This window comes from Lentzea albida (assembly GCF_900111005.1).
Taxonomy (GTDB): domain Bacteria; phylum Actinomycetota; class Actinomycetes; order Mycobacteriales; family Pseudonocardiaceae; genus Lentzea; species Lentzea albida.
Map to the genome: position 1 here is coordinate 57,416 of NZ_FOFV01000020.1, position 22,608 is coordinate 80,023.

Annotated in this window: 22 protein-coding genes; 10 read left to right on the forward strand and 12 right to left on the reverse strand. The window is 69.8% G+C overall.

The genetic code is table 11. The annotated features are described in order from the left end of the window. Positions 1-9: 9 nt before the first annotated feature. The 4 genes from BMY74_RS36370 to BMY74_RS36385 are packed head-to-tail and all read right to left on the reverse strand — an operon-like array spanning position 10 to position 4,083. The gene (locus BMY74_RS36370; protein WP_089924052.1) at positions 10-912 is read right to left on the reverse strand and encodes a 5-dehydro-4-deoxyglucarate dehydratase; all 903 of its coding nucleotides are present in this window, start codon (positions 910-912) and stop codon (positions 10-12) included. Positions 913-920: 8 nt separating this feature from the next. Next, on the reverse strand, positions 921-1,799 hold the full coding sequence (locus BMY74_RS36375) for a carbohydrate ABC transporter permease (protein WP_089924055.1): 879 nt from the start codon (positions 1,797-1,799) through the stop codon (positions 921-923). After that, a complete protein-coding gene (locus tag BMY74_RS36380) occupies positions 1,796-2,767 on the reverse strand; it encodes a carbohydrate ABC transporter permease (RefSeq protein WP_218159859.1) in 972 nt (323 codons plus the stop codon). Before BMY74_RS36380 ends, BMY74_RS36375 begins: the two co-directional genes overlap by 4 nt. After that, a complete protein-coding gene (locus BMY74_RS36385; protein ID WP_089924059.1) occupies positions 2,764-4,083 on the reverse strand; it encodes an ABC transporter substrate-binding protein in 1,320 nt (439 codons plus the stop codon). The genes BMY74_RS36380 and BMY74_RS36385 overlap by 4 nt, the downstream gene beginning before the upstream one ends. A gap of 124 nt (positions 4,084-4,207) precedes the next feature. Between BMY74_RS36385 and BMY74_RS36390 the strand changes: the two genes are divergently transcribed. From BMY74_RS36390 to BMY74_RS36400, 3 genes are read left to right on the forward strand one after another with little or no spacing between them, the layout of a single operon-like run. Beyond that, positions 4,208-4,996, forward strand: coding sequence for an IclR family transcriptional regulator (locus tag BMY74_RS36390; protein WP_245786551.1), 789 nt, complete (start codon positions 4,208-4,210; stop codon positions 4,994-4,996). 42 nt (positions 4,997-5,038) lie between these two features. Then, positions 5,039-5,863, forward strand: coding sequence for an NAD-dependent epimerase/dehydratase family protein (locus BMY74_RS36395; RefSeq protein WP_089924062.1), 825 nt, complete (start codon positions 5,039-5,041; stop codon positions 5,861-5,863). Then, positions 5,860-7,362 carry an aldehyde dehydrogenase (NADP(+)) gene (locus BMY74_RS36400; protein ID WP_089924066.1) on the forward strand — a complete coding sequence of 501 codons (1,503 nt, stop codon included), beginning with the start codon at positions 5,860-5,862 and terminating at the stop codon, positions 7,360-7,362. The genes BMY74_RS36395 and BMY74_RS36400 overlap by 4 nt, the downstream gene beginning before the upstream one ends. A 178-nt stretch (positions 7,363-7,540) precedes the next feature. On the opposite strand, the gene cpt is transcribed toward BMY74_RS36400, so the two are convergent. Together cpt and BMY74_RS36410 are read right to left on the reverse strand one after the other, a co-directional pair. Continuing rightward, entirely contained in the window at positions 7,541-8,086 is a 546-nt protein-coding gene (gene cpt, locus BMY74_RS36405) for a chloramphenicol phosphotransferase CPT (protein ID WP_245786552.1), read from the reverse strand. Continuing rightward, on the reverse strand, positions 8,076-9,404 hold the full coding sequence (locus BMY74_RS36410) for a flavin-containing monooxygenase (RefSeq protein ID WP_089924072.1): 1,329 nt from the start codon (positions 9,402-9,404) through the stop codon (positions 8,076-8,078). The genes cpt and BMY74_RS36410 overlap by 11 nt, the downstream gene beginning before the upstream one ends. Before the next feature lie 144 nt (positions 9,405-9,548). Here BMY74_RS36410 and BMY74_RS36415 point away from each other — a divergent pair, with 144 nt between their 5' ends. The 4 genes from BMY74_RS36415 (at position 9,549) to BMY74_RS36430 (ending at position 12,662) form a co-directional block, all read left to right on the forward strand. Continuing rightward, on the forward strand, positions 9,549-10,220 hold the full coding sequence (locus tag BMY74_RS36415) for a hypothetical protein (protein ID WP_177230093.1): 672 nt from the start codon (positions 9,549-9,551) through the stop codon (positions 10,218-10,220). A 10-nt stretch (positions 10,221-10,230) separates the two neighbouring features. Next, positions 10,231-11,409, forward strand: coding sequence for an RtcB family protein (locus BMY74_RS36420; protein ID WP_089924390.1), 1,179 nt, complete (start codon positions 10,231-10,233; stop codon positions 11,407-11,409). 70 nt (positions 11,410-11,479) lie between these two features. Beyond that, positions 11,480-12,064 carry a hypothetical protein gene (locus BMY74_RS36425; RefSeq protein ID WP_089924076.1) on the forward strand — a complete coding sequence of 195 codons (585 nt, stop codon included), beginning with the start codon at positions 11,480-11,482 and terminating at the stop codon, positions 12,062-12,064. Further along, entirely contained in the window at positions 12,057-12,662 is a 606-nt protein-coding gene (locus tag BMY74_RS36430; RefSeq protein WP_089924079.1) for a hypothetical protein, read from the forward strand. The genes BMY74_RS36425 and BMY74_RS36430 overlap by 8 nt, the downstream gene beginning before the upstream one ends. Before the next feature lie 74 nt (positions 12,663-12,736). Here the strand turns inward: BMY74_RS36430 and BMY74_RS36435 are convergent, their stop codons facing one another. The 5 genes from BMY74_RS36435 to BMY74_RS36455 form a co-directional block, all read right to left on the reverse strand. Continuing rightward, on the reverse strand, positions 12,737-13,078 hold the full coding sequence (locus BMY74_RS36435) for a hypothetical protein (RefSeq protein WP_089924082.1): 342 nt from the start codon (positions 13,076-13,078) through the stop codon (positions 12,737-12,739). A 302-nt stretch (positions 13,079-13,380) separates the two neighbouring features. Further along, the gene (locus BMY74_RS36440; RefSeq protein WP_089924085.1) at positions 13,381-14,148 is read right to left on the reverse strand and encodes a GntR family transcriptional regulator; all 768 of its coding nucleotides are present in this window, start codon (positions 14,146-14,148) and stop codon (positions 13,381-13,383) included. Between the two features lie 31 nt (positions 14,149-14,179). Beyond that, a complete protein-coding gene (locus BMY74_RS36445) occupies positions 14,180-15,013 on the reverse strand; it encodes a glutamate ABC transporter substrate-binding protein (protein ID WP_177230094.1) in 834 nt (277 codons plus the stop codon). Between the two features lie 179 nt (positions 15,014-15,192). Beyond that, positions 15,193-17,886, reverse strand: a complete 2,694-nt coding sequence (locus BMY74_RS36450; RefSeq protein WP_089924088.1) for a bifunctional acetate--CoA ligase family protein/GNAT family N-acetyltransferase — start codon at positions 17,884-17,886, stop codon at positions 15,193-15,195. Positions 17,887-17,891: 5 nt separating this feature from the next. After that, entirely contained in the window at positions 17,892-19,064 is a 1,173-nt protein-coding gene (locus BMY74_RS36455; RefSeq protein WP_089924091.1) for an acetoin utilization protein AcuC, read from the reverse strand. Between the two features lie 74 nt (positions 19,065-19,138). Here BMY74_RS36455 and BMY74_RS36460 point away from each other — a divergent pair, with 74 nt between their 5' ends. Then, on the forward strand, positions 19,139-19,744 hold the full coding sequence (locus BMY74_RS36460; protein WP_089924094.1) for a hypothetical protein: 606 nt from the start codon (positions 19,139-19,141) through the stop codon (positions 19,742-19,744). A gap of 34 nt (positions 19,745-19,778) precedes the next feature. On the opposite strand, the gene BMY74_RS36465 is transcribed toward BMY74_RS36460, so the two are convergent. Next, a complete protein-coding gene (locus BMY74_RS36465; RefSeq protein WP_089924097.1) occupies positions 19,779-20,642 on the reverse strand; it encodes a sulfurtransferase in 864 nt (287 codons plus the stop codon). 78 nt (positions 20,643-20,720) lie between these two features. Here BMY74_RS36465 and BMY74_RS36470 point away from each other — a divergent pair, with 78 nt between their 5' ends. Beyond that, complete coding sequence (locus BMY74_RS36470) at positions 20,721-21,416, forward strand: iron-dependent transcriptional repressor DtxR (protein WP_089924101.1); 696 nt, start codon at positions 20,721-20,723, stop codon at positions 21,414-21,416. Beyond that, positions 21,413-22,588: a galactokinase gene (gene galK, locus BMY74_RS36475; RefSeq protein ID WP_089924105.1), complete on the forward strand. Its 1,176-nt coding sequence runs from the start codon at positions 21,413-21,415 to the stop codon at positions 22,586-22,588. Before BMY74_RS36470 ends, galK begins: the two co-directional genes overlap by 4 nt. Positions 22,589-22,608 lie beyond the last annotated feature (20 nt).

Consider the following 22,608-nt stretch of genomic DNA (forward strand, 5'->3'; position numbering starts at 1 on the left):
GACGCCCTCTCAGCTCAGCAGTGCCTTGCCCGCGCCGATGATCTTGTCCAGTGCGGCGAGGTGCTCGTCCGTCGGGTCGATGAGCGGCGGCCGCACTCCCCCGACCTCGAACCCGTTCGCGCGCACCGCGGCCTTGACCAGGCCGACGGCGTAGCCGGGGACCTTGTCCCGCAGCTCCACGAGCGGCTTGTAGAACTCGTGCAGGAACCGGTTCACCAGGTCCGTGTCACCCGCCTGCACGGCGTTGTAGAAACCGATCGAGATCTCGGGCGCGAAGCAGAACACCGCCGACGAGTAGAGCTCGACCCCGATGGCCCGGTACGCGAGCTGCGTCATCTCCGCGGTCGGCAGGCCGTTGAAGAACTGGAAGGGCTTGTCAACGTTGGCACGCACCGACAGCACGACCCGCTGCATCTGGTCGAGGTCGCCGAGGCCGTCCTTGAAGCCGACGACGTTCGGGATCCGGGCGACCTCGACGGCCGTCTCGGGCGTGAACACCGCGTTGTTGCGCTGGTACACGATGATCGGCAGTTCGGTGACGGCGGCGGTCTCGGCCACGTACCGCACGAGACCGGCGGCCGGGTTGCTCACGAGGTACGGCGGCAGCAGCAGGATGCCCTGCGCGCCGGCGCGTTCCGCCGCCTTCACGAACTGCTTGGTGGCCACGATCGAGCCGCCCGCGCCGGCGAACACCGGCACCTTGCCCGCCGTCGCCTCGACCGCGACGGCGACCGCGCGTTCGAACTCCTCCAGCCCCAGCGCGTGGAACTCGCCGGTGCCGCAGGCGGCGAACACGGCGCCCGGCCCGGCGGAGACACCGTGCTTGACGTGCTCGGCGAGCACGTCGTAGGCGATGTTCCCCTCGCCGTCGAACGGGGTCACCGGGAAGAACAGCACACCATCGAGTTGCATAACCAGACTCATCCCTTGATCGCTCCGGTGGTGATCCCACGCAGGAAGGACTTCTGCAGCGACAGGTACACGACCAGGCTCGGCACCAGCGCCAGCAACGCACCGGCCAGCACGATGCCCGTTCCGACCTGGTCGTCGGAGCGGAGCGCGAGCAGTGCGACCGTGAGCGTGTAATCGGAGGGGTCGGCGGCGACGATCAGGGGAAGCAGGTACTGCTCCCAAATCATGTTGAAGCCGAACACGGCGATGACGCCGAGCGCGGGTTTGCACAGCGGGAGGATGATCTGCGCGAAGAGGCGCAGCTCCCCTGCACCGTCCACTTTGGCCGCCTCCTCCAGCTCCGCAGGGATCTCCCGCATGAACTCCGTCATGACGAAGATGGAGAAACCCCACGCCCCCAGCGGGAGGATGACGCCGAGCAGGGTGCCCTTGAGGCTCACGTGCACCAGCGGCAGGTCTCCGATCACCAGCGACAGCGGGATCGCGATGACCTCCTCCGGCAACATCATCGTGGCGAGGATGACCAGCAGTGCGATGGCCTGACCGCGGAACTTCTTGCGCGCCAACGCGTAGGCGGCGAACACGCTCACCGACAGCTGCAACAGCAGCGCGCCACCGGCGATGACCAGCGAGTTCGTCAGGTAGTGCCAGATCCTGTTCTCCGCCGCGACCTGGAAGTTGATCAGCGACGGGCTGTCCGGGACCACCGACAGCTTGGTCGGGTCCGGGTTGTGGTCGAACGCGCCGGAGAAGATGACCAGCAGGGGGCCGCAGAAAAGGATTACAGCGACGGCGCTGAAGACGAACCGGATGCCCTTGCTGACCCACGCGTCCGGGCGGGTGGACCAGCCGATGGCGCTGTCGAAGCGACTCGAGTTGACGCTCATCGCGCCTCCTTCCACCGGCGGTACCACTGCACGCTGACCGTCAGGACCAAGGTAACCAGGAACAACAGCACCGAACCAGCCGAGGCGAGCCCGGCTTCGGACTGTTCGAACGCCGTGGTGTAGACGCGGGTCATCCAGACGTCGGTCGATCCCGCGGGCCCACCGCCGGTGAGCACGTACACCTCGGTGAAGACGCGCAGGCCGCGGATCGCCGCCAGGGTCAGCAGGATCGTGATGACCGGGCGCAAAGCGGGCAGTGTGACGTTCCAGATCCGTTGGGGCGTCGAGGCACCGTCGATCGCGGCGGCCTCGTACTGCTGGCGGTCGATGCCGGCGAGCCCGGCGAGGATCAGCACCATGTCGTACGGGGCGTGCTTCCAGATGCCCACGAACATGACCGACACCAGCGAGGTGTCCGTGCTGTGGATGTACTCCCAGGGCCCGAGACCGACCCACGAGATCAGCTCGTTGAGGAAGCCCTCGGGCGCCGGGTAGAAGAACAGCCGCCAGATCTCACCGATGACCGCGGTGGCCGCCACGACGGGCAGGAACACCGCGGACCGGACGAACCACAGCGACTTGGTGTGGCCCTCCAGCAGCAACGCCAGGAAGAACCCGATCACCATCGCGCCGACCGTCTGACCGCCGGCCAGCACGAGCGTGTGCCAGCTGGCGGTCAGGAACTTCTCGTCCTGCAGGATCGTCGCGTAGTTCCGGAACCCGACGAAGACGTCGCCGAGGAAGGGCCGGACCTCGAACAGCGAGAGCCGGATGCCCTCGGCCATCGGGATGAACTTGAAGACCAGGAAGATCAGCGCGGCGGGGAGCAGGAACAACCACGGGATGAAGGTGGCTCCCGTGAGGCGGCGCCGGCGGCGCCGCCTCACGGGGTGGGTGTCGACGGCACCGCCGCCACTAGCCGTCGAGCCCACGTCTCGGGTGTCGCCGAAGGACTGAACTGCCGTCACTTCGACGCCTTCTGGTTGTCGAGCTCCTTCTTCAGCGCGTCCGCCAGCGACTTCAGCTCGGCCGAGGAGTCGGCGGGGCACTTGGCGAAGATGGAGTTCAGGGTCTCCGAGGTCTTCTGCCGGAACGGCGCGAAGTTCGGGACGCTCGGGAACGGCCGCGCCTCGCTGGAGTACACGCCCGCGACGGTCGCCCAGCGCGGGTCGTTGTACGTCGCGTTGACGTCGACGGTCTTGTTGACGGGCAGGCGGACCACGGGCTGCGGGTCGCCCTTCATGCCGGCCTGCTGCGCTTCGGGCGTGATCAGGTACTCGGCGAGCTTCTTCTGCTCGGCGGTCTTCGCGGAACCCGCCATCTGGTAGATGTTCTCGCCCTCACCGAGCACCGTGGCACCGGCCGGTCCCTTCGGGGACGCGACGACCTCGTACCTGTCCTTGCCGAGCGACTTGTCGAAGCGGCCGATCATGTACGGGCCGGTGAGGTAGATGCCGCTCTTGCCCGACTCGAACAGCGGATGCGCGTCGTTCGTGCCCAGGGTCAGCGAACCGGGCTGGATGACCTTGTCGTCGCAGAAGAGCTTGCGCAGCCGTTCGACGGCCTTGGTCGACTCGGGCGAGTCGATGCCGACGCGGAACTTGCCGCCGCCCTCGTCCTTGAGGATGTCGCCGCCGCCCTGCCAGATGTAGCTAGACGCCCACCACGCGAGGTAGCCGCGGTCGGTCGTGCCGGGCACGAGCATGCCGTAGGTGTCGTTCTGTCCGTTGCCGTCGGGGTCGTCGCGGGTGAACGCCTTCGCGAGGTCGTCGAGCTCCTCCCACGTGGTGGGGATCGGCTTGCCGAGCTTCTCGCGCCAGTCCTTGCGGATCAGCGTGACCATCGCCTGGGTGGAGTACGGGATGGCGTAGTACTTGCCGTCCGCGCCCTTCCCGTTGTTCCAGGCGCGGTCGACGATGTCGCCGGCGCCCGCCACGTCGTCCTTGGCGACCTCGGTCGTCCAGCCCTGCTTGACGAAGTTGCCGAGCGAGCCGGTGTCGGTGATGACGACGTCCGGGAGGTCCTTGGACGCGGCGCGCTGCTGCACCTGCTTGTCGAAGTCGTTGAAGATCGGCTTGTAGTCGACCTGCACACCGGTCTTCTCGGTGAAGGACTTGAAGATCTTCTCGTAGACCTTCGCGGTCGCCTCCGTCGAGCGGGTCCACACCTCGAGGGGCTTGTTCGGGTCCTTGTTCGACGCGGCGGTGCTGCCACCGCTGCCGCATCCCGCGAGCAGCGCGGCCACGCCGAGCGTGGCGAGTGTGGTGGCAGTTCTACGGCGCATCGTCGGAGCCCTTCGTGTTCAGATACGTGAACCTGGGTCGTACTTGTGAACCTGGTGCAGGACTGTAAGAATCAGCACAGCAACGTGTCAAGGGCAAGTTGCTTAACTGTTTCGAGGAGGTCAGGTGGCGTCGCCGATCGACAAGGGCACAGCGCGTCCCGGGGCGGTGAAGTCCGCCGACCGCACGGTGGAGCTGCTCGAAGTGCTGTCCGCGTCAGACCGCAGGCTGACGCTCACCGAGCTGCACCGCGAGCTCAGCTACCCCAAGTCCAGCCTGTACATGCTGTTGCAGACGCTGGTGGCGCGCGGCTGGGTGGAGGTCGACTCGGACAGGGGCACCTACGGCATCGGCGTGCGCGCACTGCTCGTCGGTACGTCCTATTTGGACCACGACCCCGTTGTGCGGGCGGCGATCCGCGTGATGGAACAGGTTCGCCAGGACATCAACGAGACGGTCCACCTCGCCCGCCTGGACGGTGCGGACGTCGTCTACCTGGCGAGCCGCGAGTCCGAGCACCACCTGCGCGTCGTCTCGCGCGTCGGCCGCCGGCTGCCCGCGCACTCGACGTCCCTGGGCAAGGCCGTGCTCTCGACGCGCACGCCCGAGGAGGTCGACCAGATCCTCCCCGACGAACTGGCGCCGCTGACGCCCAACACCGTGACGGAGAGGGCCGCGCTGCACGAGCAGCTCGCCGGGTTCCGCAACGCGGGTTTCGCCCACGAGCGCGAGGAGAACACGCCCGGCCTGGGCTGTTTCGCGGTGGCACTGCCCTACCGCAACCCCGTGCTGGACGCGATGAGCTGCTCGGTGCCGCTGGGCAGGCTCACCCCGGAGCACGAGCGGCAGGTCATCTCGGCCCTGCTCGACGCCGCCCGCACGATCACCGAACTCCTCCGCCAGTTCGGTCGCTGATTTCCTGCCGATCCACCTGATCAAGACGGAGGGCTCCAACCCGTGACCGCACGCATCCTGATCACCGGCGCCGGCGGAGGGGTGGGCACGCTCATGCGCCCCCGCCTCGCCGCGGAGGGCCGCGTCCTGCGGCTGCTGGACATCGCGGAGCTGCCCGCGGCCGCCGACGGCGAGAACGTCGAGCTCGTCGAGGCGTCGGTGACCGACATGGCCGCCATGGAGGCGGCGCTGGAGGGCGTCGACGCGGTGATCCACCTCGGCGGCCACAGCCTCGAGGAGTCGTGGGACAAGATCCTGCGCGTCAACATCGACGGCACCCACACGGTCCTGGAAGCCGCACGGCGTGCCGGCGTCCGCCGGGTGGTCCTGGCGAGCTCCAACCACGCCGTGGGCTACGTCGAACAGGCCGACGGCGAGGCAGGCGACTACCTCTTCCCCCGCCCGGACACCTACTACGGCGTGTCCAAGGTGGCGATGGAGGCACTGGGGTCGCTGTACGCCGACCGCTACGGCCTGGACGTGATCGCGATCCGCATCGGCTCGTGCTTCGAGAAGCCGCGCGACGTGCGGATGCTGTCGACGTGGATGTCTCCGGACGACGCCGCGCGCCTGTTCGAGGCGTGCCTTTCCGCCCCCTCACCGGGTTTCCGCGTCGTGTGGGGCATCTCGGCCAACAAGCGCGCCTGGTTCTCGCTGGACGAGGCCCGCTCCCTGGGGTACGAACCGCAGGACGACTCCGAGGTGTACGCGGCCGAGGTTCTGGAGAAGCACGGGGAGCCGGATCCCTCGTCGCCCGCGGTGAAGTACCTGGGCGGCGTCTGGTGCGGCCCCGATTTCGACACGGCAGTCAAGGAGGCAGGGCGTTGAGCCACGGCGTGCAGGGATACAACCCGCGCACCGGTGAGCCGTACGGCGAACCGGTTGCGAAGACCCCCGACGGCGAGGTGGACCGCATCGCCTCGGCCGCGGCCACCGCGTTCCCGGCCTGGTCGGCCGTCGCGGCGGCGGACCGCGCCGTGGTGCTGGAGAAGGTCGCGGACGCGCTCGACGCCGAGTCGGCGTTGCTGATCGAGACGGCCGACAGCGAAACAGCTCTGGGCGTGCCGCGGCTGACGACCGAACTGAAGCGCACGACGAACCAGTTGCGGCTGTTCTCCGAGGTGCTGCGCGAGGGCAGCTACGTCGAGGCCACTTTGGACTCGGCGAACCCGGACATCATCCCGCCGCGGCCGGTGCTCCGTCGCGTTCTCCGTCCACTGGGGACGGTGGCGGTGTTCTCCGCGTCGAACTTCCCGTTCGCGTTCTCGGTGGCGGGCGGTGACACGGCCTCCGCGCTCGCGTCCGGCTGTTCCGTTGTGGTGAAGGCACATTCGGCGCACCCGTCGACGTCGCGCGAGACCGCGCGGGTCGTGGTCGACGCGCTGCGCGAGGCCGGTGCGCCCGAGGGCGTGTTCGGGATCGTGTACGGCACCGAGGCCGGTGTCGCGCTGGTGAAGCACCCGGCGGTGCGCGCGGTCGGCTTCACCGGCTCGACCGGCGGCGGCCGGGCGTTGTTCGACCTGGCGCAGGGCAGGCCGGACCCGATCCCGTTCTACGGCGAGCTGGGCAGCGTGAACCCGACGGTGATCCTGCCGGGCGCGGCCACGCCGGAGATCGCGGCCGGGTTCGCGCAGTCGCTGGTGATGGGCGTCGGGCAGTTCTGCACGAACCCCGGCCTGGTGTTCGCGCCGGAGTCGATCGTGCCCGCGCTGGGCGAGGCGGTCGCCGCGTCGTCCGGTGGCGCGATGCTGAACGAGCGCATGTGCGACTCCTACAAGTCGGGCACGGACGCGCTGGCCGCCTCGGACCTGGTCTCCGTGGTGTCGACCGGCACGCGGCCGGACGAGGCGTGGGCGGTGGCGCCGCTGCTGTTCAGCACGTCGGTGAAGGTGTTCGAGGAGAACCTCGAGAAGCTGACCGAGGAGCACTTCGGCCCGGCGGCGCTGGTCGTGACGTACTCGTCGCCGGACGAGCTGCACCCGGTGCTCGCGAAGCTGCCGGGCACGCTGACCGGCACGGTGCACGCCGCCGAGTCGGACCACGCCGAGGCCGGTGAGGTCGCCGAGGTCCTGCGCCGCGTGGCGGGCCGGATCATCTTCAACGCCTGGCCGACCGGTGTCGCGGTGGCGTGGGGCCAGCACCACGGCGGCCCGTGGCCCGCGACGACGAACCCGCTGCACACGTCGGTGGGCGCCACGTCGATCCGCCGCTGGATCGCCCCGGTGACGTACCAGTCGTGGCCGGACGCGCTGCTGCCCGCGGAGCTGCAGGACGCGAACCCGCTCGGCATCCCCCGCCGGGTGGACGGTGTGCTCGGCGTCCACTGAGTGGTGTCCCGCGAACGGGGCCGCTGACACGATGGTCAGCGGCTCCGTTCTCGTCGGGAGGACGTGCCGTGGTCGGTCGCCGGGCGTACGACTTCATGTACCGCACCTTCGCGCCGTGGAAGAGCGGGACCGGAACCCGTGCGCGGCAGCGGTTCGCGTGCTTCCTGATGACGCGCCGCTAGACCTTCGCGGCGATCACGCGCGCGCACTCGACCGCCTCGGCCTTCGCGGTGTCGACCTCGATGTCGTAGGTCATCCCCCGGTGCACGAGCTCGGCCTGCGCCTCGGCCATCCCGGCGACTCGGTCACCGCGGGCGAGCTCACGGCCGGCGGCGACCCCGGCGTCGCACCGCACCCCGACCCACAGCACTTCCAGCCCGTCCAACGCGGACTCCCACCGCCGCCGCGACTCGGCACCGCCGAGGAACACGTCGTCCACGATCACCCGCGCCCCGGCCCGCACCATCGCGGCGACGCCCGTCATCCACGCGTCCTCCAGCACCCGGAACTCGGCGCCGACGCTGACCTCGCCGCTGCCGTCGTCGTCCGGGAACCCGATGCCCTCCGACCCGAGCCGCAGCCGCGCGGGCATCACGTCGATCAGCGTGTCCACGCCGATCGCGAGCCACGCCTGCGGCAGCGCGGCCTGCAGGCAGCGCGCGATCCCGGACTTGCCGGAGCTGGACCCGCCGTTGAGAACGATCACCTGAGCACTAGACGACACGGTCCGACCGTACCCACGTCCGCCGTTCCCGGAGCAACTCACGCTGGTAGCCGAGGAAGTCGACCTCCAGCGTGTGCCGCTTCGACTTCACGTACTTGCGCCGCAGCCTCTCCCGGTAGGTGGTGATCTCGGCCTTCATCTCCGGTACCGGTGGCAGGGCGCCGCGGCCGGAGACCAGGTCGGCGACCCACTCGGCCTGGGCCTCGGCCAGCGGCATGATCGCCCCCAGCGGCTGGATCAGCCCGAGGAAGTACAGGCCGGGGTGCGCGGGGTCGACGACCCGCCGGTACAGCGACACCTCGTTGTCCGGCGACGAGACGGCCGTGAACTCCGTTGGATCCAGGAACGGGAATTCCACCCTGTAACCGGTGCAATAGACGATCACGTCGACGTCTTCCCGCGACCCGTCGGCGAACACGACGCCGGACCCGTCGAGCCGTTCGACGTTCGGCTTCACGGTGATGTCGCCGTGCCCGAGCCTGGTCAGCAGGTCGTCGGACACCGTCGGGTGCGCTCCGAGGATGCCGTGCGACGGCTCGGGCAGCCCGTAGTCGGAGACCTTGCCGCGCGCCAGCCGCAGCATCAGCCCCAGCGACAGCGCCTGCAGCCAGCCGGGGGCGAACCGGGCGAGCGGCGAGGTCGTCAGGTGGTCGGTCGGCATGCCGAAGAGGTACTTGGGCATGATGTGCGCTCCCCGGCGCATCGCGAGGAACGTCCGCGCGGAGACGCGGGAGGACTCGACCGCGATGTCGCACGCCGAGTTGCCGATGCCGAGCACGAGCACCTTCTTGCCCGCGAACCGTTCCGGCGTCTTGTAGAAGTGCGCGTGCATCTCCTCGCCGTCGAACGAGCCGGGGAAGGCCGGTTCGGGCATCCGCGGCGACCAGTGGTGCCCGTTCGCGACGATCACCGAACGGTAGGTGAGCGCGGTCTCGGCCCCGGTGTCGCGGTCGCGCGTCGTCACCAGGTAGCCGCCCGGCGCGACGGCCACCGACGTCACCTCGGTCCGGAAGCGGATGCGGTCGCGGAACCCGTGGTGCTTCACGAAGTCGTCGAAGTACTCGGCGATCTGGAAGTGCGAGGGGTACGCGGGCAGGTGCGAGGGCATCGGGAAGGACTTGAACTCCATCATCTGCCGCGAGGTGTTGATGTGGAGCGACCGGTACGCCGACGACATCCCGTTGTCGTTGAGGTAGCGCCAGTTGCCGCCGATCTCCGACCCGGTCTCGTAGCAGTCGAACTCGATGCCGCGGGCGCCGAGCACCTGACATGCGGCGATGCCGGACGATCCCGCCCCGATGACGCACACGCGATCCATGCGACCGAAGTATTTTCACGTTCGCGGCGGCTGTCAATGACCCGGACGCGGATAGACGGGAAGACCGGGGCATGTCGACCGCTCGCGTCGTCCGCCGAGTGGGACGGGGTGCGCTCGACGGGCTCGCGCAATACGTTGTGCGCCATGCGAAATCTTCTCGTGGCAGTCACGTCGGTACTGGCGTTCGCGGTCTCCACGGGCACGGCGGCGGGCGCGCCGCTGCCGTCCCCGGAGATCTTCGCGACGAACAACACCGCGATCATCACCGATCCCGCCGATCCGAGGCTCCAGGACCGACTGGTGCGGTTCGACCGTGAAGTCCGCGGGATCGTGCTCGCGAACGGCGGCCACACCACGCGGTCGACGTTGCTCGACGGCGTGTTCTGGTCGAGCGACCTGCAGCAGACGACGTTCGAGCGTTCGCGCAAGTTCGACGTCACCCTCGGCGAGGAGAGCCTGCGCCACACGGCTTCGGCGATCGCCAAGCAGTTCCGGCAGGAGTCGGTGCTCACGTTCCGGTTCCTGCCCGCGAACTCGCCCTCGGTCGACGCCGTCCAGGTCGAGGTCGACGGCCTCACCGCGCAGCAGGTCCGCACCGGTCTGCTCAACGACGCCGTCGCGCGCGAGAAGCTCGGCGGTGGCAGCGTCACCCTGCAGGGCAAGGCGATCCTCATCGCCTCCGTCGACGACCTGCCTGTCGTGCGGGCGTTCGTCACGAACATCGGCGGAGACCTCCGCAAGGCGAAGTTCCGCAAGGGCACGTGGGAGTTCGTCGGCGCGGAAACTCTTTTGTGGAACGGGCGAACCGCCGCCTAACCTCGTGGACATGGCAGCAACCCTGGTCCGCGGCCAGAACGTGGACATTCGCATGTGGACTCGACCGGACGAGGTCGAGGAGTTCGCCATGCGGCAGCTGCAGAACATCTCCTCGCTGCCGTGGGCTTTCAAGCACGTGGCCGTGATGCCCGACGTGCACTACGGCAAGGGCGCCACGGTGGGTTCGGTGATCGCGTTGCGCGACGCCGTCTCCCCCGCGGCCGTCGGCGTGGACATCGGCTGCGGCATGACCGCCGTGCGCACCTCGCTCACGGCGAGCGACCTGCCGGAGACGTTGCGTGGTCTGCGGTCCCGCATGGAGGCCGTGGTCCCCGTCGGTTTCGGCCAGCACAAGGCGACCGCGTTCACCGAGAGGGACGCGTCCGACTGGGGCACGTTCTGGAGGGGGTTCGACGACCTCACGCCCGCCGTGAAGGCGCGCGCCGACAAGGCGATGCACCAGATGGGCACGCTCGGGGGCGGCAACCACTTCCTCGAGATCTGCCTGGACGGCGACCAGCGGGTGTGGGTCATGCTGCACTCGGGTTCGCGCGGCATCGGCAACGAACTGGCGCAGCACCACATCGCGGTGGCGCGCACGCTCGCGCACAACTCCGAGCTGCCGGACCCGGACCTCGCCGTGTTCCTCGCGGGCACGCCCGAGATGGCGGCGTACCGGCACGACCTGTACTGGGCGCAGGACTACGCGCGCCGCAACCGCTCGGTCATGCTGCGCCTGGTGTGCGACGTGCTGCGCGCCGAGTTCCCGCAGGTAGTTTTCGAGGAGCCGATCTCCGCTCACCATAATTACGTCTCCGAGGAGAACCACTTCGGCGAGGACGTGCTGGTGACCCGCAAGGGCGCCATCCGCGCACGCCGTGGCGAGCTCGGCATCATCCCGGGGTCGATGGGCACCGGTTCGTACATCGTGCGCGGGCTCGGCAACCCCGACTCGTTCGAGTCGGCGTCGCACGGCGCCGGCCGCAGGATGTCCCGCAACAAGGCCCGCAAGACGTTCACGACGAAGGATCTCGCCGACCAGACAAGTGGTGTCGAGTGCCGCAAGGACTCCGGCGTCGTGGACGAGATCCCGGGCGCCTACAAGGACATCGACACCGTGATGGCGAACCAGTCCGACCTGGTCGAGGTGGTCGCGAAGCTCAAGCAGGTGGTTTGTATCAAGGGTTGATGTTTCCCTTGTGAGTGAACGGGAAAGCCTCCGGACAGCCAGATTTTCTGCCTGTCTTGGAGGTTTTTCCATGTCAACGGGCGCCATCATCGGCGTGGTGGTCGCGGTTCTCGTGGTGCTGGTGGTCCTCGCGTTCGTGCTGAGGCCCGCCATGCAGCGCAAGAAGTTGCGCGACCGCTTCGGCCCTGAGTACGACCGCGTGGTCGAGCACAGCGACAACAGATCGGCCGCGGAGAAGGAACTCGCCGAGCGGGAGCACCGCCACAGCGAGTTCGACCTGAAGCCGCTTTCCCCCACGGCACAGGAGAGTTACCGCCGGCACTGGGCGACCGTGCAGGCGAAGTTCGTCGACTCGCCGGAGAGTTCCATCGCCGACGCCGACCGCCTCGTGACCGATCTGATGGCCGAGCGCGGGTACCCCACCGAGGGGTATGAGGCGCAGCTGAGCGTCCTGTCCGTCGAGCACGCGCGGACGCTGGAGCACTACCGCAAGGCGCACGACATCTCGGAGCGCCAGGAGATCGGCGAGGCGAGCACCGAGGACCTGCGCACCGCGATGGTGCACTACCGCGAGCTGTTCACCGATCTGCTGGAACACGGCGCAGCGCCGCGCAAGGACCGGGAAGCCGTGCGGAAGGAGAAGACCGATGTCTGAGACCCCCACCCACGCCGCCGGCGTCCCCACCCCGGCCCGGCCGCAGCAGACCGAGCGCGCACCGCAGACGGAACGCGTGCCGCAGCAACGGCCTGACGCACAGCGCACTGACGCACAGCGGACCGAGGGCCAGCAGGCGGACGCCCACCGGGCGGAGGCGCAGCGGACCGACGTCCAGGCGACGCAGGCCCAGCGCGGTGACGGCCAGCGCACCGACGGTCAGCACACCGGTGGTCAGCGCGTTGAAACCCAGCAGCGCAACGACCACGAGCGCGGGGAGCAGCACCGCGCCGAGCAGTACCGCGCCGACCAGCGTCACGCGGACCAGCGGCACACCGAGCCGCAGCGCACGGACCAGCGTCCGGTCGGCAAGCTCGAAGACGAGTGGCAGGCGGTGCAGTACGAGTTCGTCGACGACCCGAAGGCGGCCGTCAGCAAGGCGGACGCGCTCGTGACGCGCGCACTCGAGGAGCTCACCTCCCGGCACCGCTCCCTCACGAAGCAGCTCGAGGGAAACAGTGATCCACAGACCGAGGACCTGCGACTGGCACTCCACCGCTATCGGGAACTGTTCAAGTCGCTGGTCGCCGTCAAATAAGTGCTGGAAGCCCCGGCGCCGTGGCCGTGACAGGTGGCGGCGCCGGCAGGCATGTCCGGACCAGACCCATCCCCTCAGCTGGGCAGCTCGCGGATCTCCATCTCGAGCACGTCGATCTCATCGCTGATCGCCTCGTCGAGCATGTCGTCCAGCAGCTTGCGGCACTCCGCCGATCCGCATCGCGGCAGTCCCGCGCCGAACCTCGGCACCTGCTCCCACCACACCGCGGGGTTGTTCCAGAACGAGCCGGAGCCCTGGTCGACGCCTTCGAGGCTGCGCAGCCTCTGGTCGACCTCCGGAAGGGCTCGCACGAACTCGATGAACAACGCGAGTGCGTCGGGGTTGCTGACCGGGACCGCGCCGTAGCCGCGCAGACAGTCCTCGAGTTCTGCGAGGAACTCCGCCTTGAAGGACACGGCACACCCCCGCTCCTCCGCACCGTTGCGGACACCTGAAGTTCTTCCCACCAACAGTACCTCCGCGACTTGAGCGGGGAACGAGTGCGAACGGGTCGTATCTTCCTGTGCCCGCACGGGATCGCGGTGACCCGCAGTCACTTCGAACGTCCGGAGGGGCCGCATTTCGCCACGATGCGTCCGGTCGTCAGCCGCCCGGACGCGCCCGGGAAGTAACACAAAGTGCGCGGCCCGCCTCGAGCCGTCTCCGTTGGGACCCAAAGGAGTGCGGTCGCGCTTGGTCCACTGTGGACTGTCGGTGTTCAGCGGTCGGCGTGCAGCCTCGCGACGAAGCTGAACCGATCGCCCCGGTACAGCGATCGGGCGCGTTCGATCGGGTGGCCCTCGACGTCGTAGGAGACGCGGTGCAGCAACAACATGGGCAGCGCCGGGTTCGTGCCGATCAGCAGCGCCTCGCGGGGCGTGGCGAGCACCGTCTCGACTCGTTCCTCGGCCTCGGCGAAACGCACCCCGAGCCGTTCGGTGAGGCACGCGTAGAGCGACCCGGCGGGGTCGAGCTTCTCCAGCAGGCCGGGGAAACGAGCGAGGCTCAGGTAGGTGGATTCGAGGCCGATGCGTTCGTCGTCGGCGAGCAGGACGCGTTCGAGGTGCACGACCGGGTCGCCGGGCTCGATCATCAGATCGCGGGCGAGGCCCTCGTCGGCACCGAGCTCCTCGACCGTGATGACGGTGCGGTTCGGCTCGACGCCCTGGCGGCGCATGCCCTCGGTGTAGCTGACCAGGGACAACGGCTGGACGAGTTTGGGCGGCGCGACGAACGTGCCGCTGCCCTGGCGGCGGATGAGCTTGCCCTCGAGCACGAGTTCGCTGACGGCCTGGCGGAGCGTGACGCGCGAGACGGAGAACCGTTCGGCGAGCTCGCGTTCGGACGGCAGGACGGTGCCTTCGCCGAGGTTCTCGACGAGGTCGAACAACTCGGCCTTGACCGCGTAGTAACGCGGGACTCGGCCGTGTTCTGGGATGCCCGCGCGAACAGGACGATCAGCGCGGTGCGGCGGGACGCGGTTCACGTGGCGTGAGCATACGTTACGCGCCGTGTGATCACGGGGCCAGCAGCGGCGGGTCCGGGATCTTGTAGCCGGAAGATCCGATGTTGGCCTCGAGCGACTTGCGCCAGGCACCCGTGTCGATCATCTTCTGCAAAGCGGCCTGGACCTTCGCCTTGCTGGCCGGGTCGTCGCGGTGCAGGCCGACGCCGTACTCCTCCTTGCTGAACGGGTCGCCGACGACCCGCAGGAGCTCGGGGTTCTGGGCGGCGTAGCCAGCGAGCAGCACGTCGTCGGTGGTGACGGCGTCGACGTTCTCCGCGAGCAGCGCGGTGACGCAGTCGCTGAACTTCGCGTACTCGACCATCTTCACGTCCTTCGCGAACTGGTCGCGGACGTACTCGGCAGAGGTCGACCCGGCCGTGGAGCACAGGCGCAGGCTCGAGTTCAGCGACTTCGGGCCGTCGATGCGGTTCTCGTTCATGCGCACGAGCAGGTCCTGGCCCGCGACGAAGTACGGGCCGACGAAGTCGACGATCTGCTTGCGCTTGTCCGTGATCGAGTAGGTGGAGACGACCATGTCGGCCTCACCGCTGGTCAGGAGCGTCTCGCGGTTGCCCGGCTGCGCTTCCTTCCAGGTGATGTTCTGCTCCGAGACGCCCAGCTCGTTCGCGATGTACTTGGCGACGTCGACGTCGAACCCGCGGTAGCTGCCGTCGAGCCTGCGCACCGACAGTCCCGGCTGGTCGTACGACACGGCGATGACCATGCGGTCGTCCGAGCTGACCTTGGCGGCCATCCCGGAGCCGCCACCGCCCGCGCACGAGGCGAGCAGGAGCACGGCAGCACCCATGGTCGCCAGCAGGCGGAGAAGTGCTCTCGGCGTCATTCGTCCCTCTACAGCTTCAACTTCAGCGATATTCCACGGGCATGCGCCTGCGCACCTGGGTCGGTGCTGCTCGGCGATGCGGGAAACCTAAGCGGCGGCGGGACGCATGTCCATACCTTGGTACGAATGGAAACAACGGAATCGGTGCCGTAACAGTTCAGTCCAGCGCCGGCCGGTGGTCAGCGCAGCCGGCGCGGACCCGCGTCGTGCAGGGACGGAGGAGGGCCGATGACGATGCGGGCGCTGCTCACGAAAGCCCCTGCGGCAGAAGCAAGAACGGGTTCGAGCTTCAGCGACCGCACCTCCGGCAGGTCCTCCGCCAGTGCCGCCAAACGGAGTACCAGATCCTGAAGTGCTTTCAGGTCCGCGGGTTCGTCGCCGCGGTACCCGGTGAGCAGGGGCGCTGCTTTCGGCGCGGCAACGAGTTCCGCCGCGTCGGTGTCGGTGAGGGGTACCGCCCGGTAGGCCCGGTCGCCGAGCAGATCGCTGACCAGTCCCGACAGTCCGAACCAGACCAGCGTGCCGAAGCTCGGGTCGTCCTGCAGGCCGAGGACGCAGCTCACTCCCTTGGGCGCCATGCGTTGCACGTAGACGTCCGGCTTCCCGGAGAGCGTGGCGAGGTCGTGGTAGGCGGCTTCGACGGACTCCCGCTGGGCGACGTCGAGCCGGACGCCGACGAGGTCGGTGCGGTGCCGCAGCCGTTCGCTGGTCGCCTTCATCGCGACGGGGTACCCGAGTTCTTCCGCCGCCGCGGCGGCTTCCTCCGCGCTGTGGGCGATGCGGAACGGTACGACGTCGATGCCGTAGCACTCCAGCAGTTCCACGGCCTGCAGGTCGTCGAGGCGAAGCTCGGCCTCCGGACTGTCCACAATGGACCTAGCGCGGTCGAGGTCGATGCCTTCGGGGCGCACGAAGGTGCCCTGCGGCGCGGCGCGCCAGCGGGCGTAGCGGACGGCGCGGGCGAGGGCGAGCACAGCCCGTTCGGGACTGGAATAGCTGGGAATCGAGCCCCTGCCGGGCATCTTGAGCTCGTCCGGGATGCCCTCGACCGCGAGGAACGTGCTGACGATCGGTTTCGTGCGGTGCGCGGCTTCCTTGAGCGCGCGGGCGTAGGCGGCGCCGGGGACCGCGATCGGGGGCACGAACACGACGACGAGCGCGTCGGTGTCGGAGCGGTCCAGGGCCTCTTCGACGGCCTTCGCGAACTCCTCCGGCGTGGCCTGTGCGCCGACGTCGACGGGGTCGCCCGCGAGGTCCAGGCCCTGGGCCAGCAGCGTGTCGGCGGCGAGCAGGCCGATGGCGGTGGAGTTGCCGACGACGGCGACGCGCTTGCCGCCGGGCAGCGGCTGGTGGGCCAGCAGGAGCGCGGTGTCGAAGAGCTGGGCCAGCGAGTCGACCCTGATCACGCCGGCCTGCTCGAACAGGGCCTGGACGCTCGCCTCGTCGACGTTGGCGGCGGTCGCGGCGAGGCCGGGGACGACGGCGTGCCGGCCGGACTTCACCGCGACGATGGGCTTCGTGCGGCCGAGCCGGCGGGCGAGCCTCGCGAACTTGCGCGGGTTGCCGAACGACTCGAGGTAGAGCAGCACGACGTCGGTCGACGGGTCGGTCTCCCAGTACTGCAGCAGGTCGTTGCCGGAGACGTCGGCGCGGTTGCCCGCCGAGACGAACGTGGACAGGCCGAGGCCCCAGCCCGCGGCGTTGGCGAGGATGGCCGTGCCGAGGGCGCCGGACTGGCAGAAGAAGCCCGCGCGGCCGCGTGACGGCAGTTTGGGGGCGAGGCTCGCGTTGAGGCGGACCTTCGGGTCGAGGTTGAGCACACCCAGGGCGTTCGGGCCGACGACGCGCATGCCGTGCGCTCTCGCCTCCGCCGCCAGCCGCCGTTCGGCCGACAGACCGTCCGGTCCCGTCTCGCCGTAGCCCGAACTGACGACGACGAGCGCCTTCACGCCTTTGGCGAGACAGCCGTCCATGACCTCGTCGACGCTGGCCGCGGGCACGGCGACGATGGCGAGGTCGACGTCGTCGGGGATGTCGAGCACGGTCGGGTAGGCCCGGACTCCCCTGACGGCGCGGTGCTCGGCGTTGACCGGGTAGACGGGCCCGTTGAAGTCGGCTTCGAGCAGGTTCTTGAGGACCGCGTGCCCGATCTTGGTCGGGTCGGTGGACGCGCCGATGACGGCGACGCTGCGCGGGTGCAGCAGGTTGTGCACGCTGCGGGCCTCGGCGGCCTGCTCACGGGCCCTGGCGACGGCGACGGACTCGTCGGTGGGGTCGATCGCGAACTCGAGGTGCAGCACGCCCTCCTCGAACGCCCTGCTGACCTGGTAGCCGGCGTCGCGGAACACCCGGACCATCTGCCCGTTCTCGGCGAGCACCTCGGCCTCGAACCGCGCGAGCCCGACCTCCCTGGCCGCCGCGGCGAGGTGTTCGAGCAGGATGCTGCCCAGCCCGCGCCCCTGGTGCCCGTCCTCGACGACGAACGCGACCTCGGCGCTGTTCCCGTCCTTGGTCCCGTCCTTGGCCCCGTCCCTGGCGACCCCGCCGTTCTGGTGGCCGTGCAGCCGGTCGAACCGGCCGACGGCGACGATGTCGTCGCCGAGCAGCGCGATGAGCGCCACCCGGTCGTGGTGGTCGACGGTGCTGAACCGCTCCAGGTCGCGCTGCGGGATCCGCGGGTACGGCCCGAAGTAGCGGAAATACCGCGTCCGCTCCGACAGCCGCCCGTGGAACTCCCGCAGCTTCTCGGCGTCGTCGGGCGTGATGGGCCGCAGGTGGACGGTTCCGCCGTCGCTGAGGACGACGTCCGCCTCCCACCGCCGCGGGAAGTCGAACGGATCTCTCGCGCTCGGGTCTGCAACGCTGTCCGGCACCGGTGTCAGTCCCTGGGGTCGTCGGGATCAAGTCCGTGCAAGGGGAACACAGCCCGGCGCGTCTCGCGGATCGCCTTGTCCACCGGCTCCTCCACGTCCCCGCCCCACGGCTGGTGCCCAGCGTCGCACCCATCGGTCATCGACGCAGGCAAAGGCCACTCAGGTGCGATGCGCGTCGCATGGGCCACCCAGTCCGCCGGCAACGGCCGGTTCGGGTCGACGTCGCGGTCCAGCACGGTCGCCAGCAGGTGCGTCCACGACCGCGGCACGACCCTGAGCAGCTCGTACCCACCGCCCCCGAGCGCGAGCCACTTGTACCCGTGCTCGTTCACCAGGTCCCGGAACGCCTGGTAGATCGCCCGGTGCCCGTCCACGCTCAGCGACAGGTCGGCGAGCGGGTCCTCCTTGTGCGTGTCGACACCGCACTGCGTGACCAGCACCTGCGGCCGGAACGCCCGCAACAGCGCCGGCACGGTCGCGTGGAACGCCCGCATCCACCCGCCGTCCCGCGTCCCGGCGGGCAACGGCACGTTGACCGCGCTCCCCTCGGCCCCGGCGCCACCGACCTCACCGGCCCACCCGGTACCCGGCCACAGGCTCATCGGGTGCTGGTGCAACGAGATCGTCAGCACCCGCGGGTCATCCCAGAACGCCGTCTGCACCCCGTCCCCGTGATGGACGTCGACATCGACGTACGCGACCCGCTCCACCCCGCTGCGCAGCAACCACTCGATGGCCACCGCGCAGTCGTTGTAGACGCAGAACCCGGCCGCGCTGTCCGGCATGGCGTGGTGCAGCCCACCGGCGATGTTGACCGCCCGGTCCACCTCACCCGACGCGATGGCCCGAGCCGCCACGAGCGACCCGCCGACCACCAGTGCTGAAGCCTCGTGCATCCGCTCGAACACGGGGTTGTCCGCCGTCCCGAGCCCGTGCCCGACGTCCCACCCGGCGGTGGGCGCCGCCTGCACAGCGCTCAGGTACCCGGGCTTGTGCACCAGCTCGATCTCTTCGTCGCTGGCCGCCACCGGCTCCCGCAACCCGACACCGTCCAGCACCCCGAGCGCCGTGGCGAGCCGCACCGTCAGGTCGAGCCGGACCGGATTCAGCGGATGGTCGCCACCGAGGTCGTACCCGAGGAAGGACCTGTCCCAGACAACAGCGGCTGGCTTACCCATGCCCTGCAACCTACAGTCGCCAACGCCGAACCGATCCGCGGAACCGATCTCACCGAACAGGGGTCAGAGGCGACATGCACCTGAGACCAGCGGCCCTACTCCTCGCACTCGGCCTGACCCTCGCCGCCGTCACGGGCTGCGCCGAGCAGGTCAAGGGCAACGCGACGGCCGGCACCAACGCGGTCCAAGAGCCGGCCGACCCGACCACGACCTCGAAGAAGGCACCCGCCAGCACCCCCGCCTCGAAGCCGGCGAGCCCCACCACCGCCCAGAAGCAGGGCGACGTGAAGATCACCACCAGGAAGAAGGCCACCGGCCTCGAGACCTGCGGCGTCCTCAAGACGGCCGACATCGAAGCCGCCACCGGCGGCAAATCCACGGCGGACGGCGGCTGCATCCACACCACCACCAACCCGTCCACCGTGATCACCCAGATGGTCACGGTCCCGGACGTGGCGGACCAGGAAGGCGACAAGAAGCAGATCGAGATCGGCGGCAACACCGCCTGGCAGGTCAACGCCTCCAAGGAGGACTGCCAGGTCACCGTCATGCTGACCGACGACCCGGACGTCATCACCCCGGCCTTCTCGGTGAGCGTCCTGGCGATCGACGACGTGGACACCTGCGCCACGGCCCTGAAGCTCGCCACCGAGGGCTTCAACCGCATCCCCAACGCCTGAGGCGCCACGCCCACGCCGCACTCCTCCGGCGGCCTCAGCCACCGGTGGCGACCTCCCGGTCCAGCGCACACCAGTTGGACCACGACCCGGCGTAGAGGGCCGCCGGCTTCTCTGCCGACGTGATCCCCGCGACCTCCAGCGCGAGCACGACGGACGAGGCCGTCACACCCGACCCGCAGTACGCGCCCACAGCCACCCCACCGGACACCCCGAGGCCGGCGAACCGCGCGGCCAGCTCCTCCGCCGGCAGCCACCGCCCGTCCGCCCCGACGTGCCCGGTGGACGGCGCGTTGAGGGCACCGGGGATGTGCCCGGCCTTGGGATCGACCGGCTCGGTCTCCCCGCGGTACCGCGCGGCCGCCCGAGCGTCGAGCAGCACACCCTCCCGCGCGAGCGCCGCCGCCTCGTCCGCGTCCAGCACCGGCATCCGCCCCGGCCGCACCACCACGTTCCCGACCGCCTGACCGGCCGCGTCATCGGCCGGGGCCGCCGGCACGTCCGCGGTCACCGGCAGCCCGGCGGCCTCCCACGCGGCGAACCCGCCGTCCAGCACCGCGACCTCACCGAACCCGGCCCACCGCAGCAGCCACCACACCCGAGCGGCGACCGACCCGTCCCCCGCGTCGTAAGCCACGACCCGGCCACCCTCGCGCACGCCCGCGGCGCGCAGCACCGCCTGCAACCGCTCCGGATCCGGCAGCGGATGACGGCCCCCGGCACCGGGCGGAGCGGACAGCTCGGTGTCCAGATCCACGTACACCGCGCCGGGCACGTGGCTGACCTCGTAGTCTTGGCGTCCGGGTGGTCCGCCGAGACGCCACCGGACGTCCAGCACGACGGTGGCGGAGCGCGCACTCAGCGCGTCGGCGAGGGCCTCAGGGGTGATCAAGGGATGCACGGCTCACATCCTGCACCCGCGCGGACACCTGTGTCCCCCGGCACGACTACCATTGACACCATACGAAGGGGAGCGGGTGTGAACGACCTCATCGACACCACGGAGATGTATCTCCGCACGATCTACGAGCTCGAGGAAGAGGGCGTGGTGCCACTGCGCGCCCGCATCGCCGAGCGCCTCGGCCAAAGTGGACCGACGGTGAGTCAGACCGTCGGCCGCATGGAGCGCGACGGCCTGGTGGTCGTGGCGGAGGACCGCCACCTGGAGCTCACCGAGCAGGGCCGCAACCTCGCGATCGCCGTCATGCGCAAGCACCGGCTCGCCGAGCGCCTCCTCGTGGACATCATCGGGCTCGAGTGGGAGCACGTGCACAGCGAGGCGTGCCGCTGGGAGCACGTGATGAGCGAGGCCGTCGAACGCAAGCTCATCAAGCTGCTCGGCAACCCCACCACCTCGCCCTACGGCAACCCGATCCCCGGCCTCGACAAGCTGGGCGACGGCGAGCCGGCCCCGCCCGCCGAGGCGGACCTGGTGCGCGTGGACGAGGTGGCCCGCCGCGGTGGTGGCCGCGTCGAGATCCGCCGCATCGCCGAGCACGTCCAGCTCGACCCGGACCTCATGGCCGAACTGAAGGACGCCGGCGTGGTGCCGGGCGGCACCGTGGAGGTCGAGGCGCTCGGTGGCGCCAAGGTCATCCACGTGCGCGGCGGCAACGGTCACATGGCAGAACTCGACCCCGCGGTCGCCCACGCCGTCCTGGTGCTCGCCCGGTGACCCAGGCGACGACTCCAGCGGCGAAGGCGGCAGAGGCGTTCGAGCGCCTCCACGGACGCGCTCCGGAGGGGGTCTGGTCGGCTCCTGGCCGCGTCAACCTCATCGGCGAGCACACCGACTACAACGACGGCTACGTGCTGCCGTTCGCGTTGCCCCACCGCATCGCGGTCGCGGCGTCGCCCCGTACCGACGGTGTCATGACCGTCAGCACGATGGGCGACGACGGCGGGTTGCAGGAAGCGGACCCGGTCGTGATCGCCGACCTACTCCCCGGCACCGTCAAGGGGTGGGCCGCGTACCCCGGTGGCGTCGCCTGGGCCCTGCGTGAGCAGGGGATCGCCGTCACCGGCGGGGCGGACCTCGTCATCGCGGGCGACGTTCCCGCCGGGGCCGGTCTCTCCTCCTCGCACGCTCTGGAGTGCGCCGTCGCGCTCGCGCTGCTCGGTCTCGCCGGCGTCGACGCCGAGCGGCCGGACATCGCGCGCTGGGTGCAGCGGTCCGAGAACGACTTCGTGGGCGCGCCGACCGGCATCCTGGACCAGACTGCATCGCTGTGCTGCGTCGAAGCGCACGCCCTGTTTTACGACGTGCGCTCCGGCAAGCCCGAGCAGGTCGCGTTCGACGCGGCTGCCAGCGGGCTCGAGGTGCTCGTGATCGACACGCGTGCCAGCCACGCCCTCGTCGACGGCGGCTACGGCGCCCGGCGGGCGGGGTGCGAGCGCGCGGCCGGGATCCTCGGTGTTCCCGCGCTGCGCGACGTCGACATCGCCGAGCTCGACCAGGTGCTCGTCCGGCTGCCCGAAGACCTGCGTCCGCTGGTGCGGCACGTCGTGACCGAGAACGACAGGGTCCTGCAGACCGTCGAGCTGCTCCGCGAGGGCAGGCTCGCCGAGGTCGGGCCCCTCCTCTCCGGCTCCCACGCGAGCCTGCGGGACGACTACCGCGTCTCGTGCCTCGAGCTCGACGTCGCCGTCGACTCCGCGATGGCGGCCGGTGCCCTGGGCGCCCGGATGGTCGGTGGCGGTTTCGGCGGCTCGGCCATCGCCCTCGTGCCCGTCGAACGGCACGACGAGGTCGAGCGGTCCGTGCTCGCCGGCTTCGCTTCGCGCTCGCTCACGCGGCCGAGGCTCTTCACGGCGGTTCCGTCCGCGGGTGCGGGCAGGGACCGGTAGCCAAGAACGATCTTGACCAG

What these genes read in the sequence shown, in the direction of transcription:
- BMY74_RS36430 (WP_089924079.1), top strand. Translation starts at nt 12,057, where the DNA reads ATGTCTGAGACCCCCACCCACGCCGCCGGCGTCCCCACCCCGGCCCGG.
- BMY74_RS36415 (WP_177230093.1), top strand. Translation starts at nt 9,549, where the DNA reads ATGCGAAATCTTCTCGTGGCAGTCACGTCGGTACTGGCGTTCGCGGTC.
- BMY74_RS36385 (WP_089924059.1), bottom strand. Translation starts at nt 4,083, where the DNA reads ATGCGCCGTAGAACTGCCACCACACTCGCCACGCTCGGCGTGGCCGCG.
- BMY74_RS36460 (WP_089924094.1), top strand. Translation starts at nt 19,139, where the DNA reads ATGCACCTGAGACCAGCGGCCCTACTCCTCGCACTCGGCCTGACCCTC.
- BMY74_RS36370 (WP_089924052.1), bottom strand. Translation starts at nt 912, where the DNA reads ATGCAACTCGATGGTGTGCTGTTCTTCCCGGTGACCCCGTTCGACGGC.
- BMY74_RS36375 (WP_089924055.1), bottom strand. Translation starts at nt 1,799, where the DNA reads ATGAGCGTCAACTCGAGTCGCTTCGACAGCGCCATCGGCTGGTCCACC.
- BMY74_RS36445 (WP_177230094.1), bottom strand. Translation starts at nt 15,013, where the DNA reads ATGACGCCGAGAGCACTTCTCCGCCTGCTGGCGACCATGGGTGCTGCC.
- BMY74_RS36425 (WP_089924076.1), top strand. Translation starts at nt 11,480, where the DNA reads ATGTCAACGGGCGCCATCATCGGCGTGGTGGTCGCGGTTCTCGTGGTG.
- BMY74_RS36410 (WP_089924072.1), bottom strand. Translation starts at nt 9,404, where the DNA reads ATGGATCGCGTGTGCGTCATCGGGGCGGGATCGTCCGGCATCGCCGCA.
- BMY74_RS36455 (WP_089924091.1), bottom strand. Translation starts at nt 19,064, where the DNA reads ATGGGTAAGCCAGCCGCTGTTGTCTGGGACAGGTCCTTCCTCGGGTAC.
- BMY74_RS36420 (WP_089924390.1), top strand. Translation starts at nt 10,231, where the DNA reads ATGGCAGCAACCCTGGTCCGCGGCCAGAACGTGGACATTCGCATGTGG.